Source organism: Gilliamella sp. LMG 34359, from assembly GCF_984569085.1.
Map to the genome: position 1 here is coordinate 17,521 of NZ_OZ474906.1, position 14,880 is coordinate 32,400.

10 protein-coding genes are annotated in these 14,880 nt (G+C 37.1%); 2 read left to right on the plus strand and 8 right to left on the minus strand.

All coding sequences use genetic code 11. The annotated features are described in order from the left end of the window. Positions 1-8 precede the first annotated feature (8 nt). From AC5LXV_RS00075 to gss, 5 genes are all read right to left on the minus strand, one after another. Positions 9-1,034 (minus strand): SPOR domain-containing protein, encoded by a 1,026-nt coding sequence (locus tag AC5LXV_RS00075; protein WP_493467056.1) that lies wholly within the window; start codon positions 1,032-1,034, stop codon positions 9-11. A 133-nt stretch (positions 1,035-1,167) separates the two neighbouring features. Continuing rightward, positions 1,168-3,834, minus strand: a complete 2,667-nt coding sequence (locus tag AC5LXV_RS00080) for a putative virulence factor (protein ID WP_493467057.1) — start codon at positions 3,832-3,834, stop codon at positions 1,168-1,170. Then, positions 3,831-6,857 carry a virulence factor SrfB gene (locus AC5LXV_RS00085; RefSeq protein ID WP_493467058.1) on the minus strand — a complete coding sequence of 1,009 codons (3,027 nt, stop codon included), beginning with the start codon at positions 6,855-6,857 and terminating at the stop codon, positions 3,831-3,833. The genes AC5LXV_RS00080 and AC5LXV_RS00085 overlap by 4 nt, the downstream gene beginning before the upstream one ends. An 8-nt stretch (positions 6,858-6,865) precedes the next feature. After that, positions 6,866-8,470, minus strand: coding sequence for an SrfA family protein (locus AC5LXV_RS00090; protein ID WP_493467059.1), 1,605 nt, complete (start codon positions 8,468-8,470; stop codon positions 6,866-6,868). Positions 8,471-8,717: 247 nt separating this feature from the next. After that, a complete protein-coding gene (gene gss, locus AC5LXV_RS00095; RefSeq protein ID WP_493467060.1) occupies positions 8,718-10,610 on the minus strand; it encodes a bifunctional glutathionylspermidine amidase/synthase in 1,893 nt (630 codons plus the stop codon). A 188-nt stretch (positions 10,611-10,798) separates the two neighbouring features. Between gss and ybeD the strand changes: the two genes are divergently transcribed. Next, positions 10,799-11,065: a DUF493 family protein YbeD gene (gene ybeD, locus AC5LXV_RS00100; protein ID WP_034883735.1), complete on the plus strand. Its 267-nt coding sequence runs from the start codon at positions 10,799-10,801 to the stop codon at positions 11,063-11,065. Positions 11,066-11,132: 67 nt separating this feature from the next. Then, positions 11,133-12,410: a bifunctional O-acetylhomoserine aminocarboxypropyltransferase/cysteine synthase gene (locus AC5LXV_RS00105; RefSeq protein WP_493467061.1), complete on the plus strand. Its 1,278-nt coding sequence runs from the start codon at positions 11,133-11,135 to the stop codon at positions 12,408-12,410. Positions 12,411-12,461: 51 nt separating this feature from the next. On the opposite strand, the gene adk is transcribed toward AC5LXV_RS00105, so the two are convergent. From adk to der, 3 genes are read right to left on the minus strand one after another with little or no spacing between them, the layout of a single operon-like run. Then, positions 12,462-13,106, minus strand: a complete 645-nt coding sequence (gene adk / locus AC5LXV_RS00110; protein ID WP_493467062.1) for an adenylate kinase — start codon at positions 13,104-13,106, stop codon at positions 12,462-12,464. 39 nt (positions 13,107-13,145) lie between these two features. Beyond that, the gene (locus AC5LXV_RS00115) at positions 13,146-13,397 is read right to left on the minus strand and encodes a YfgJ family double zinc ribbon protein (protein ID WP_110422495.1); all 252 of its coding nucleotides are present in this window, start codon (positions 13,395-13,397) and stop codon (positions 13,146-13,148) included. A 3-nt stretch (positions 13,398-13,400) separates the two neighbouring features. Continuing rightward, a complete protein-coding gene (der, locus tag AC5LXV_RS00120) occupies positions 13,401-14,867 on the minus strand; it encodes a ribosome biogenesis GTPase Der (protein ID WP_493467063.1) in 1,467 nt (488 codons plus the stop codon). Positions 14,868-14,880 lie beyond the last annotated feature (13 nt).

A 14,880-nucleotide genomic window follows, 5' to 3' on the forward strand; every position in this document is an offset into this window, starting at 1 on the left:
ACACCTTTTTATTTTTGCAATTCAACCAAACGTTCTTTAGCTAAAGCATTATTAGGGTCATTGTTTAATGATGTTTCATACCAATAAATAGCGGTTCCTTTATCAACCTTAAAACACCGATTATCTTGATAAAATTTTTCATCGTACTCTTTAGCATAAAGCAAGGCTATTTTAGCATTCAACATAGATTGATTTGCATATAAACGCTGAGCAATATCACATTTATTAGCCTGTTTTGCTTGATTTATTACCTCAATTAACGCATCCGTGTCAGGTTTCGACTGTAAACATTGTTGAATAAAGGATAAATCATCACTGGTTGCATTGCTTACATTACATTGGCTATTGGTTTGTGTGGTCGCAATAAGTGGATTGTTATCTTTAGAGAATAAGAAGTACCATACAGCGCCACCAATTCCAGCTAAAATCAGCAATATTATCAAAATTAGGATAAATGTCCCCAATTTGCTTTTTGATTTAGTTGGTTCTGGAGTCGAAACCACTTCTTGGACAATTGCTGGTTCTGGCGCAGCTTCTCTGTCAATTTCAGGCTGATTTTCTGCTTCAATTGTCGCTTCTTCTGGTTCTGGAGATTTAGAGTCATCAGGTTTATTAAGATTAGCAGCCTCTTGAGCTGGCTGTGATCTATTTTGTTCAATTTCATCAGGTACAGTTTCGGTATTTAAAGCAGCTGAAGGGAATACATTATCCGCAATATTTACCACACCTCGGTCTTTATTGTTGTCATTCTGTCTATCGCGAATTTCAATAAGGAATCTAACCTGTGTTCCTTGAATTATTAAGGAATCAACTAACCATTCCTCAACTAGACCACTTAATTGTTGATTATCTACTGACAGATTAGTTAATGTATGCCAATGCTTTTCCGGTCCCCATTGATTGAGACCTAATAAATAATAACCATCCTGATTACGTTGAATAAGTATATCAATATCAGCACTACCACTCCATTTTTGCGCTAAAAATTTAGCAATACCAGGTTTATAGCCTTCTAATTCGATTCTTAATGCCATGATATCCTCTATTTCACCATTGTGATTTTACCAATATGTGTTGATAAACGTTGCATAATGTAAGGTAGCGTTATGGCTACCTTATTTTTATTAATACTATTAATGATTGTCCATTTACTCTATTGACAAGCCATTATTCTATTTTTGATTGCTTAAATACCGTTAAAACCTCACCAAGTCGAGCGTTTTGTTCTTGACTTATTTCACGACCAGCATGATGACCAACATTTTCTTGAGCAAGCATAGCAAATGCAATAAACCAATCAAATATTGCAAATTGAGAATAACTTTTAGTCTTATCATCAAGCACCGGGAGTGGATGTGATAATTGATTTGAGAAATCACTCACAGGTGAAGAAAATATAGGCTTACCTTGATTAACTCGGCTTGCAGGTATTTCACTTGCTTGCCCAGAGATAAAACCAAGCCATGCAATAAAGTCGGTCAACAACAGATGAATTGAGCTAATTTGTCGAGACTCAAGATCATCACGTTTACTACCGGTATTTTCATTATCTAAAATTTTCTGAGTTAAACTTGCTTCAATTTTTAAACGATTGGCGGCAGTAATCAACTCTTCAACGATGAAAGAGAGTGATTTTTGTTCAAGTCCAAAAAATTGTAAAATATGCTTATCTAATACAATATTTCTTAAATGTTCCAGCCATGCGCTAAATATATTTTTGGCAAATTTTGATTCAGTAGGTAAGGTTGCTACCACTTTAGGTTCTAAAGGTGAGCTTGAATCAGGAAAAAGTTCAAATTCAGTATTTAAACCAAAATCGTTTGATGAGTTATCTACTACCTCATCACTATTGCTAGCATCATTACTCAAATGGCTAGAATGATAAAGCGCCCGAATAGTTTGATCTGGTAACTCTAAAACTTTCAGTAATTCACCTAATAATAACGCTTTTCCTTGTAGTTCTTTAACAACGCCACTAATAACTTGTTTTTTCTTACCAAGTTCTTCATCACTACCGGCTTGATACCATGTATCAAAACGCATATTGATAATATAATCGATTTTCTCATTAAGTTGCTCAACAATCCGTTGTTGCTTAACTTCCGTTATCGCGACTTGTTCTAAATAGTGGCTTATTCGACCTATCCCACCATCATTTAATTTCAACATCGCATCCCAAGCTTGATCTGGAGTATTGACATACTCTTTGATATCAGAATTTTCAACAAATGTCTTTTTCAACACTGACATTTCTTGTTGATAATTATCATTGTAAGATAATTCAAGGTTTGCCTTAGCATCGACATTTAAAAACGGCACATCAAATCCTGGTTTACGCACCAAAAATACGTTATTAAATTTACCATTATTTGACCAATTGGATAACCAATCATAACTACCAAATCGCTCTAAAATAGTTTGCTGTAATAAACCACCTTTACCCCAAGTATTGCTCAGGTTATCTTCTGATTGATGCAACGATGCTCCGATTCGTTTATCAAACATGGTAATCGCCCACAGCAATCCCGCTTTTTTGGTTGCTCTCTTTTCGGCAGTTTCACCTTGTGTTTTATCAATCCAACGTTCTAACACTGGGCCAACGTCATTCACATCAGATTGTTTATCGGATGGAGTACAAACAACAAGAACATTCATCTCTTGGCTATCGGTGTATTTTTCAAATAGATAAGCGACTTTTCCTCGCAATAACAGCTGAGCAATCGGATTACCTTCTTTAACATCAGAGATAGAAATTAAATTTAATCGACCACGATATCCCGGAAAATCAAGCAGATCGACCTTCTCAAAAGTAGGAACACGAGTTTGATTTACTAATGGGAAGATTAATTCTGCTGTTAAAAAAGCCAATTGAGCTAATGATATTGAGGTTGGTACACCGTTTACGGGGGTAACCGATACCGATGAATCCTTTTCAGTATTTAACCTTTCAAGCATATCCACATTCATGATGCTATCAATTTGTGACTTTTTACCATCATTTTCCTTCACTAATACTGAAAGTGGTGCATAAACCGTATTAACATGATTTAAGCTTGACAAGGTTGTGGCTAATTGCACATAAATTGCGGTGAGTTCATTAATACCTCCCCACAAAACAGAAAATAATATACCGCGATCAACAGTAGCAAGATAAGGTAGTAAAGATACTGCTTTTTCCCAGTACCCGCCTTTTAATCCTTCCAGTGAATTACCAAAGTTTTCCGATAAATAATCATAAAGATCCACGATATCATCTTCAGTTATACCTCCAGTATAATCGACTTGTTTTTTACTTTCAGCACGGGCAATAAGTTGATTTAATTCCGAAAACTCAATCTTATTCACCACTTTTTGTTGATCAAAATCTTTAAAATAGGCATTAATTAGAATTTTAACAATTTCGATTTCTTGAAAGAGTTTTAGTTCGAGTGGGTAGTTAGCAATGCCTCCTTTAGCAGTTCGGCTAAATCGGGTAACGAGTCCTGTTGCTTCTTTACCACCGCCAACCGGGTTAACGTGATCAATAAAATCTAAGGTTTGATTATCAACCACGGTTTCAAGTTTACCATTCTCACCTGCGGCTAACGCTGAGATAAGATAGGATTTACCAGCTTGCGATAATCCAAAAAAGCCTACTGCAACCGATTTAGTTGCCACATCTCCCAATCGTTTAGCGCTATTACGCAACCGGCGTAGATCAAGAATTAAATTATCAGCCTCACTATTCAAACGCTTTGATGAATCTCGGGTTTGTTGCACCCAATCAATTGCCTGTTCTGATGCCTGATAAACCTGTTCCCAAGATTGAGGAAGTTGTTCGTTTAAATTTTTCATCGTTTTATCATTCCACTATCAAGCCAATATTGTGTGCTAATTAAACCTGAATTTACCATTGTGTTTAAATTAAGCTTTATATCTTTGGTTTTATCGCAAGTACGTCCATCTGAAGCTTTGACATCTTTAATATAGAAATTCTCAACCGTTTTTTGGCGATTTTTGATGCCTAAAGTTACCTCTAAAACCGCCCCATCGGCACTCAACCTTTTAGCTACTTCACTATTTTCAATCGTTAAAATATAAATTGGTGATGCCGGCCAACGATCGATCTCTAGCTGTTTAAAACCAAGCCTCGTTGTGCCTCGGATTTCAAAAGAGAGATCAGGAAAATCATAGTCAGGATCATCTAAATCAATGTCTCGATAATAAATATTTTCTTGCTTTATCATATTTAGATTATCTAGCAAACCAATGTATTTGACCGTTGAATACAAATCCATATTGGCTGATCTAAAATAGAAATTGGCTAATCTTAAGTTTTTACTTAGAAAACATAACATCGCACCTACAGCCGCCGTTGTTTTTGGATCATCAATACGTTCTTGTTTATGGAATGGATACCATCCCCCTGTATAATAACCATGCAATGGTAAAATACGTCCTGCAGGTATTGATAATCGTGAACGGAAGTAGCTTTGTACTCCAGGTAATCGCGAAGGACGACCAGTTAATAACAGTACATCACATTGATAACAGCTAATAATTTCAGATAACGCATCAAACGTTTTGCAAATATTGTAATAATCTCCACGGATAAATAAGTAGTGAATACGTTTAAGGTTAATCTCAACATTTAAATCAAGAACCGAAAATTCAGGATTATTTAATGTCCGACTAATAGGTTCATTGATAAAATTGAGGACATTAGCTGTCATCATATTATTCTGTAGTAATTCACCAAAAGTCAGATTATAAACATGTTGCTCTGCATGTAATGGATCATAAAGCTCATAGAGTTTTAATACATGCAAGCCTACTGGTGTAAACAGCTGTAAAGTTAATTGTTGACGCAATACCGCATCTTGTATTGATACCTGTTGCGAACCAATAATGGTGGATAAAATCGGATTAGGATCGGCAAGCCCCGCTTGTTTTAGTCCATTAATTAATGAAGATAAAACGGTATCTTGAATAATATCAAGTAGAATATCATCACCAGCGACTTTAAACCCATCGCGAAAACGTTGTGTAGGCACAAGATAAGCATTACTACCACTAAGTTGTTTATTGGTGCCATAATCAAGTTCATAATCATTAATGACTAAATCAGTGGTACCTCCGCCAATATCGACGGTAGCAATCGTTAGTTTTTGTTTATTATTTTTATCTGGTCGTACCATTGAAGCAATAAACTCTTCTGATCGGCCATTGTAATTGTTTTGCGTCTCATTAAAGAGATAAACTACTTGACCACAGGTTGCTTCATCCCACTGGATATAAACTTCAGGAATATTTGGCCAAATACTTTTTAACTGATTAGGGTTATCAAAATCGATATCGTCATCAGAACTATCCCAACCTAAGCTTTTCCAAACCAAGCCAATAGCTTGATAAACACAGCTTTTAAAAATAGCTTGTTCTGGTTTTGGCATTGCTGGAGGGATGGTAAGAATAATTGAACGTAAATTACGCGGTGTTCTTGCATGTTCAAGTTTATTACGTTGAGCAACACTATTAATTTGCATCAATGCATGCATTAATACTTCACATAGCATAAATGTCATTAATGAGCTACGTGAATATTTGGGATGGAAAACTGGCATTTTTCGATCATATTCCTCCTCAATGTCATTCCTGAGGATATGCAAAGCTTCACCATACTCATTGATTAAACTAGAAAAGGGTTCAGCCGTTGCGAAGGGTTCATGGTCACTCTTGACATAATGAGAATTAAATCGCCAACCTTGCTCATACTTCTCCTGATCCCACAAATAGCGTTTCGGGCTTGAAAGACCAGTTGCGCCTTCATTTCCTTCACGACGACTCGCTAAGCGACTCGCTTCTTTGCCAACACGAACAATACTTGGCCAGCGGAAAGTATCACGTCGCCCACTTTGCAGAGAAAAGTGCTCTTTACCAAAAAAGGTTTGTGCAAATTCTACTCGACTTTCAAACGGTTCATTATAGATATGTTCAGGTTGAGTTAAATCACGAATTTCAAGTTCATAACGACGATTCAAGCTATCTTTATCTTGTACATGGTCTTCAATTAAGATGCCACATGTTCTTGAATTACCAACATCTAAAATCATATCAACCGGAATGGATTTAACCACATCATCGCGATTATTAGAGACAATTTTAATTTTTGGTAACTGCAATGAATCGGCAAGCAAATTAAGAACATTTAAATAATGACCATAATAAGCTTTATTACCTATTTCTAGATCTATATCATCTTTATGAATTTTTAATCGTTCTGGTTGCGGCGCTAACTCCTGAAATAGATCAATTAACCAACTGGTGATCCACTTTTGCTCTAAATACCAGGAAACGTGATCTGAACGATGAGCTAAGCTAAATACAGCCCCAGTTTTAACATCATTATCAGTCGGAGCCAAATAAGCCACATCCTGCATATTGGTGAAAATTTTGGTATCAAAGGCAAAGGTAATACGATGTGTATTGCCATCTGGATCTTCACCCTCGGGAATACTTACAATTCGAACACGACTCCAGTTATGTGGACCTTTATCAAAGCGCTCAGGCGGTATGGATCTTAAAACTGGCACCGGCAACCAAATACCATCAAATAGTTTTAATGATTGGTCGACACCAATCTCTTGAGTTGGTGTGACCGCAAAAGAGAGATTATCCGGCGCAAAAAATTTACCACTATCGACATCTTCAATTAGCCTAACTAGTGCTCCGCTTTCTGATGGATTAATAAAACAACCATTAACTTTACTACGCCATTGATTATCTTTCCAATCTATTTTTAATGCAAAATCAAGAAATTGAATACCACTATTCATGATAAGAGTAACTTCTTGACCATAGTTGCGTATTTCTGGAAGCATATACAACCCTATTGTTTTTTCATCGTAATTGGGAACGAAGTCCCGTTATCATACATTCCCTGACAATCAGCTTGATTATTTTTGCCTGGTTTGCACTGAATACTTGGTAATTTATATTTAGTATTATCACTGCAGATAGCTTCGTTATTACCGGCAATATTTAAATTGCCATTTTGGATGCCGCTACCGACATTACCAGTACATTTAACGCCATCACTGCGAGTAAGCGTCACGTCACCATTACCTTGATTAAAGTTATAACTTAATTGTAATGGTTTCCCCGTTGCTTTATCTTGAATACCTGCACCAACAGACCATTGACCGTTTAAGAAGTTTGTTGAGCCTTGTTTTAATACATCCGCCGGTAAAGTTAAATGGTTGGATTGGGCGGTATTAGCACCATTGCCTTGATCTGTATTGTTAGCGTCAGGATTACTGGCTAAATCAGGTGTAGGAGGTACCATTTGACTATTTTTGTCATCTGTATTCTGCACGTTTTGTTTGTCTTTATCCTCAGGTGTACTAAGATTATTTGGGTTATCACCGTTATCTTTCTTATCCCCTTGATCGCCGTTATTACCTTTATCATCGGGAGTATTTACCTCTGGAGGGCTAAGTTGATCATCTTGCGGATTGGCACTATTTTCCACGCCTTCATCCGGTGTTGATGGTATAGCTGGAGTGTCAACTTGAGCCGAATTAGTTGGGGTATCATCGCCGGCAACTGTTCCATTAGGCGCAACGCCATTAACCACACCCACAGGTTTATTATCTATAATAACCTCTTTAGGTTTCAGCTCTGGAGCGTTGATATCTAACTTATCATCTTGGTTATCAGTTGCTACAGGAAGATTAACATTACCATCTAATGATAGATTTGGATTAAAAGACAAACTTGGTTTAAACCAACAACCTTTCAACCAGAATATAGCTAGCAGTAATAATAATAGTGGTAATAATCCTAATAACCAGATCCACCATCGCTTCCACCAAGGTTTGCTAACGACAGCGGGCACCTCTTGAACAGGAGGTGGAGCAACTACTTCTGGTTGTGGCGTTGGATTTCTAACTGGTTCTAAACAATAAAATGGCGAGGTCGCTTGTGGTGTTTGGGGATTAATAAATCCCCAAAAAGTAATAACCGGTTTACCATTAACAATATAGACAAACTGATTACTAGGAAAACGTAATGTCATTAAATTAGGTTCAAGACTATCTGAACTCTGTTTTGGATCGTAAATGAGGCGACTAAAAAGCAGTTGATCACCTTCTAGATTAGGATTTTGGGATAATTTTTTGCCTAATTCGATAACTTTGTTTTCAAATTCCTTGAGCAAAATTAGAGCGGATTCTTGTTCTGATTCACTTGCCGATGTCCATGGAATAATATCATATTCCCCATCAGGTAAGTCTGAATCGAAAGGAATATACCAATCAACAAGATTGCCCTGATCATTACGTTGTGGGATAGCTAAACAATCAGAGTATTGACGGCCTAATTTGACTCGGAACATTTCACGAATTTGCGAAGCGACCAGATAAGCCACTTTGCCATCATGCCCGAGCATTTTAAAATCTTTTATATCACCACTTCGAAGTAATGTGTTTGCCATATATTTCCTGATATTCCTTGAAATTACTTATATTTTTTATAATTATTTTTTAATAAAATCAATTCTATCAGAAATATTAACCAGTTGTCATTGCGTCCCTAAAGATAAAATGATTTTTTTGTCATTTATAATTCAAAAAAAATCATTTAAGTGACAATTAATCAAATTGTTAAATCAGTTGCAAAACATTTATCATCATGAAATTTAATGATAGATTTGTCAAACTAGACCTCAAAGCCCCTGTTCTTCATTTTTTTTTCGATATTTCTTTTAAAAATTCTTCATCAGTTAGCACACGGAGTGGTTGCATATCACTTTCGCCTTTTATAACCAAAGAGGGATCTGAACGTAAACATGCGCCACCATAATGACCTCCAACAGTAAAAGTACAAAGTTGCAAATAACGATCATCAACTTTGGGTAAACACCACAGTTCTTGATAAATATTTTCTTGTTTTGCGAATCGACCAACCGTTTTATCCAAAACTTGTTCATGACTACCAACTAACTCAATATCACTACCACGACGCCCGGCAATCGGCTTAATGGCATAACCTTTTTTGATTAAGTTGTCATTGAGTTCAAATGTAGATTCCAGCAAATAACGATGGTTTGGAAATAGCGACCATAATACAGGTAAAATAGCTTTGTTACTTGGGATGACCGTCCATAAAGGCTCAAAAACCGAAACTTCAGGTCGCAGTAATACATCAATTAATCTAACCGCATTTTCAGGATGCCATGTTCGGATCGGTAATCCAGCGGTTTGCGCCTCACTTTCTTGGCGTAGTTGTTCAAGTACAGTTTCCCATGCCCAAGTTTTCCAAACACAGGTAACTTGACGATCTTCATCATCAACTAAACGCCCTCTTTTATCCCATCTAAGTCCTGTTAGTCCGCGTAAGATTTTGCTTTTAAATCCAGCTTGCGTTAGGGCTTTTTGCATAAATAATGCGTGATAATTTTCCTCGCTGTCATTATCTTGCATAATGTGGATAAACGCTTTGGCGTCGCTATGCTTCCAACAGTTAGCCAATGCATTAAGCAATCCTGCACTCGGGTTTACGCCAACATTTAATTCAGCTTGTATGGCCCAATTTTCCAAAATTTTGCCGGCTTCGGTATGACATGATGCCGAATCAGCATTATACTCATAAACTTTAAAACCTCGTTCATCCATACAAAAATCTAATCGGCCGGTGATCATTTGATAACGACGTTGTTGCCAAGATAATCTAAGTCTTGGCCAAAGGATTTCCGGTATATTGAAATTACATAACAAATTATCATCTTTTAACACTTTATCTGTCGCATGCAAATACATTAAATGGAGCTCGTTTGTGGCACGAATAAGCTCTTGTTCCGCACTTTCAGAAATAGTGAAATAGCGATACTGATCATCATGACTAATGGCATGACCAGTTGCTGACACATAAGCACTTTCTAAAGGATCGTTTTCATCTAGCCATTTACCATCAAATTGACCATGGTTTTTAATATGTACGCTATGGATATCAAGTAAGTGCTTATCTGCATTAGGTTGCGGTAAACTGTGAAGTGTATCGTCTGTTTGAATCATCCAACCTAAAATTTTAGTATCATCAAAAGTATCATGTAAATAATAACCCTCATCAGATACCGTCATAGCTAACTCGCGCGTCCATTGTTGACCAATAGGAAGTCGCGTATGAATAACATTTTGTTCGGCAATTCGAATTTTGTTGTCAAAAACTTCGGTGATAATAGCCACATGACCAGTTCTATCAAACATACCGCCGTCATCCCATATCAACAAGGCACCTGCCTCTGGCTTTCTTTTGCTACCGTTAGCAAAAGCTTGTAATGGTAAAATGGCCTCATTGATCACTTGGCGAAGAAATCTTAACGAAAAAATCTCATGCGCCATACCGACATCGGTAAACACAATCCCATAATTTAAAAATAGAAATCTTCTAGCAAATTCAACACATTGCCACTTATAGCCCATATATTCATGACCGGAATAGCTGCGAAATGAAGCATCATTAGGAAATTGTTCAGGATCTAAATTTTCATAATCAGATGAATAAATTGCTACACCACCTGGTGCATAACCAAGTAATGTACCAAAAGGTTCTTTACTAGCAGATTGGGATAACATGTTATTTTAGCCTTTTAGAATAATAGTCAGGTAGGTTTTACTAAGCTATGTTAGAATTTGTTTATCATAGATCAAATTATAAGCTTTAAAAAGTAATGTTTATTGTTTTAAGGCTTGAAGAATAATAAATTGACTATATATACTAGATCATGTTAGTGGATTCATTGATAAAACGAGAAAAAACCGTTATGCAACAAACAAAATTAAATGAATTATTAGATTTCCCTTGTTCTTTTACCTATAAAGTAATGGGGGAAGCAAAACCGGAGTTGGTTGATAAAGTAGTATCAGTTATCCAGCGCCATGCCCCGGGGGATTATACGCCGTCGATCAAACCAAGTAGCAAGGGTAATTATCATTCCGTTTCAATTACGATTAATGCAACACATATTGATCAAGTTGAAAGTTTATACAAAGAGTTAGGTGAAATCGATATAGTACGAATGGTTTTATAACTCTTTACTTTTTGATAATTTTTTGCACAAAATAAGAGCCTTATCGTTGTAAATATGAGGCTCTAATATGAAACCAGAGACAATTGCTCTGCACACTGGCTATACGCCTGAACCAACAACCCATGCTGTGGCGGTTCCGATCTACCAAACCACTTCTTATGCCTTTGATGACACCCAACATGGCGCTGATTTATTTGATTTAAAAGTTGCTGGAAACATCTATACTCGAATAACCAATCCAACTAATGCGGTACTTGAAGCGCGTATTGCTGCACTTGAAGGCGGTATAGGAGCATTAGCGGTAGCTTCTGGAATGGCGGCAATTACTTATGCAATACAAGCCATCACATTTGCTGGTGAGAATATTGTTTCCGTCTCCAAACTCTATGGTGGAACTTATAATTTACTGGCTCATACATTACCTAATTTTGGTATCACAACTAAATTTGCGCCACATAATGATCTGCACACTATCGAAAAACAAATTGATGATAAAACTAAAGCCATCTACTGTGAAAGTATCGGTAATCCAGCTGGCAATATTGTTGATTTAGCAGCACTGGCTGATATTGCCCATCGACATGGTATCCCCTTAATTGTTGATAATACCGTTGCTAGTCCAGCGCTTTGCCGACCATTTGAATTTGGTGCTGATATAGTGGTGCATTCATTAACTAAATATATTGGTGGACATGGTAATAGTTTAGGTGGAATGATAGTTGATTCTGGTAAATTTCCTTGGAAAGAGCACGCCGATAAATTTCCTATGCTCAATCTACCCGATCCTTCTTATCATGGTGTTTCATATACTCAAAGCTTTGGAGAGGCAGCCTATATTGCTCGTTGCCGAGTAATACCACTGCGTAACATGGGAGCAGCTTTATCACCATTTAATACCTTTTTATTATTACAAGGTCTCGAAACACTCTCTTTACGCATTGAGCGACATTGCCAAAATACCATTAAGGTTGCCAATTATTTGGCATCACACCCTCAAGTTGAATGGGTCAATTATGCTGGATTGGCTAATCATCCAGAACATTATTTAGCAATAAAACAGATGGACAATGGTCTACCTGCTGGCATTTTATCCTTTGGTATCAAAGGCGGTAAACAAGCTGGAGCTAAATTTATCGATGCCCTGAAATTGATTATTCGTTTAGTCAATATTGGTGATACCCGCTCATTAGCTTGTCATCCGGCATCAACTACCCATCGACAACTTAATGATGAAGAGTTGCAAAAAGCTGGAGTTAGCCAAGAAATGATACGCCTATCAATTGGCATTGAACATATTGATGATATTATTGCTGATTTAGAACAATCACTTAATTTAGCAAAATAATAGATTGAATAAGATGAGGGATGAAAAGTCTATCATCCCTCTTTTTTGCAATTAGCCTAAAATTTTAGTCAATTCATTGGTTACAGCTGAAACAGCCTGTGTTCCGTCAATACGGAAATATTGAGTACGACCTTCTTTGGCTTCATGTTGATAATAGTTGATTAATGGTTTGGTTAAATCATGATATTCAATAAGACGTTTACGAACAATCTCTTCATTATCATCTTTACGAATAGTTAATGGTTCACCTGTTACATCATCAATATTTTCCACTTTTGGTGGATTATGGCGAATATGGTATACACGACCTGAACCTGCATGAATACGGCGACCACTCATGCGATCAATAATAACTTCATCGGGTACATCAAACTCAAGGACATAATCAACATTGATTTCTGCTTCTTTCATTGCATCCGCTTGTGGAACGGTACGTGGAAAACCATCTAGTAAAAAGCCATTTTTACAATCGCTTTGCGCAATACGCTCTTTAACTAAAGCGATAACTAATTCATCAGTAACAAGCTTACCATGATCCATAAGCTCTTTTGCTTGTAGACCTAATGGACTTCCTGCTTTTACTGCTGCACGTAACATATCCCCCGTTGAAATTTGCGGAATACCATATTTTTGCATAATGAATTGTGCTTGAGTTCCTTTTCCTGCTCCTGGTGCGCCTAATAAAATAATTCGCATAAAATAACCTCTTATGGCTTTGAATATAGATACAATTTTCTACTCTGATAAATACTGAAATATCACTTTACTGCTGGATATTAAGCCATCAGTCGGACAAATATAGTTTATAGCCCCGCAACCTTTAACCATTTGAGCGCTCTGCTGACAAATTGGACAGATATACTGCTCTAAATAATGTTGTTGGCAATGAGGACAGTCATAATGTTGTGGTGCTACAATACTCATTTTATTATGGCATTTAGGACAAATACCCTCTTGTCCACCGGCGATCATCTTTTGGTTTGTCATAAGTTATTTACGACCTCGTACATGTTTCATTAACCGACGACGCTTACGTTGTTGCGAAGCCGTTAAACTATTTTTTCGACCTTCAAATGGATTAGCGCCTTCTTTAAATTGAATCCGTATTGGTGAACCCATAATTTTTAATGAGCGTCTAAAATAGTTCATTAGATAACGTTTGTAAGAATCTGGTAAATCCTCAACTTGATTACCATGAATAACCACAATTGGCGGGTTATATCCACCTGCATGAGCATATTTTAATTTTACGCGACGTCCTCTCACCAATGGTGGTTGATGATCATCTTGCGCCATTTGCATTATCTTGGTCAACAGTGCCGTATTAACCCGACGAGTTGCACAATCGTATGCTTCTTGAATTGAATCAAATAAGTTACCTACGCCACTACCATGAAGTGCCGAAATAAAATGTAAACGGGCAAAATCGATAAAATCAAGTCGATCATCTAACGTGGTTTTCACTTGTTCTTTGATATCTTGTGATAATCCATCCCATTTATTAACTGCGATAACCAGTGAGCGCCCACTATTAATGATAAAACCAAGTAAGGACAAATCTTGATCGGATATACCTTCTCGGGCATCTATCACTAAAATCACCACATTAGCATCTTCAATTGCTTGCAGCGTTTTGATAACCGAAAATTTTTCAACTGTTTCGGTTACTTTGCCTCGTTTACGTACACCTGCAGTATCAATCATGATATATTCACGATCATCGCGTGTCATTGGTATATAAATACTGTCACGTGTTGTACCGGGCATATCATAAACCACAACCCTTTCTTCGCCTAATATTCGATTAGTTAGTGTTGACTTACCAACATTTGGTCTGCCAACAATAGCAACTTTGATTGGTTGGTTGATAAGTGACTCGGCTTCATCTTCAATATCATCATAAGATTCAGGAAGAACGTCATCTGGCTCATCCTCTGATAAGGCCTCATTTTGATCATTGGCAAAATGAAAAATAGGATCGAGCACCGTTTCGATTAATACATTTACCCCACGACCATGACTGGCGGCAATCGGGTGAATGTTACCTAATCCTAAACTGTAAAAATCAGAGATTGCGCTATCGGCATCAATACCATCAATTTTGTTAGCAACTAAAAATGTTGCTTTTTGGCGAGATCGGAGATGCTTAGCAATAGCATGATCAGCAGGCATGGCACCTGCTCTGGCATCAACTAAAAAAAGGACAATGTCTGCTTCTTCTATTGCTTGTAGGGATTGTTCCGCCATAAAGCTTTCAACCCCATCTTCAGTGCCATCAATACCACCAGTATCAATGACAATATATTCATGCCCTTTGATTTCGGCTCGCCCGTACTTACGGTCACGAGTTAATCCCGGAAAATCAGCTACTAAGGCGTCTCGTGTTCGAGTTAATCGATTAAATAAAGTCGACTTTCCTACATTCGGACGACCAACTAGTGCGACAACAGGTACCATATTTATTCTCTAA

Bases quoted from the DNA above. Each gene is read 5' to 3' on its own strand.
- AC5LXV_RS00080 (WP_493467057.1), bottom strand. From the start codon at position 3,834: ATGAAAAATTTAAACGAACAACTTCCTCAATCTTGGGAACAGGTTTAT.
- gss (WP_493467060.1), bottom strand. From the start codon at position 10,610: ATGTTATCCCAATCTGCTAGTAAAGAACCTTTTGGTACATTACTTGGT.
- AC5LXV_RS00105 (WP_493467061.1), top strand. From the start codon at position 11,133: ATGAAACCAGAGACAATTGCTCTGCACACTGGCTATACGCCTGAACCA.
- ybeD (WP_034883735.1), top strand. From the start codon at position 10,799: ATGCAACAAACAAAATTAAATGAATTATTAGATTTCCCTTGTTCTTTT.
- AC5LXV_RS00115 (WP_110422495.1), bottom strand. From the start codon at position 13,397: ATGACAAACCAAAAGATGATCGCCGGTGGACAAGAGGGTATTTGTCCT.
- adk (WP_493467062.1), bottom strand. From the start codon at position 13,106: ATGCGAATTATTTTATTAGGCGCACCAGGAGCAGGAAAAGGAACTCAA.
- AC5LXV_RS00085 (WP_493467058.1), bottom strand. From the start codon at position 6,857: ATGCTTCCAGAAATACGCAACTATGGTCAAGAAGTTACTCTTATCATG.
- AC5LXV_RS00075 (WP_493467056.1), bottom strand. From the start codon at position 1,034: ATGGCATTAAGAATCGAATTAGAAGGCTATAAACCTGGTATTGCTAAA.
- der (WP_493467063.1), bottom strand. From the start codon at position 14,867: ATGGTACCTGTTGTCGCACTAGTTGGTCGTCCGAATGTAGGAAAGTCG.
- AC5LXV_RS00090 (WP_493467059.1), bottom strand. From the start codon at position 8,470: ATGGCAAACACATTACTTCGAAGTGGTGATATAAAAGATTTTAAAATG.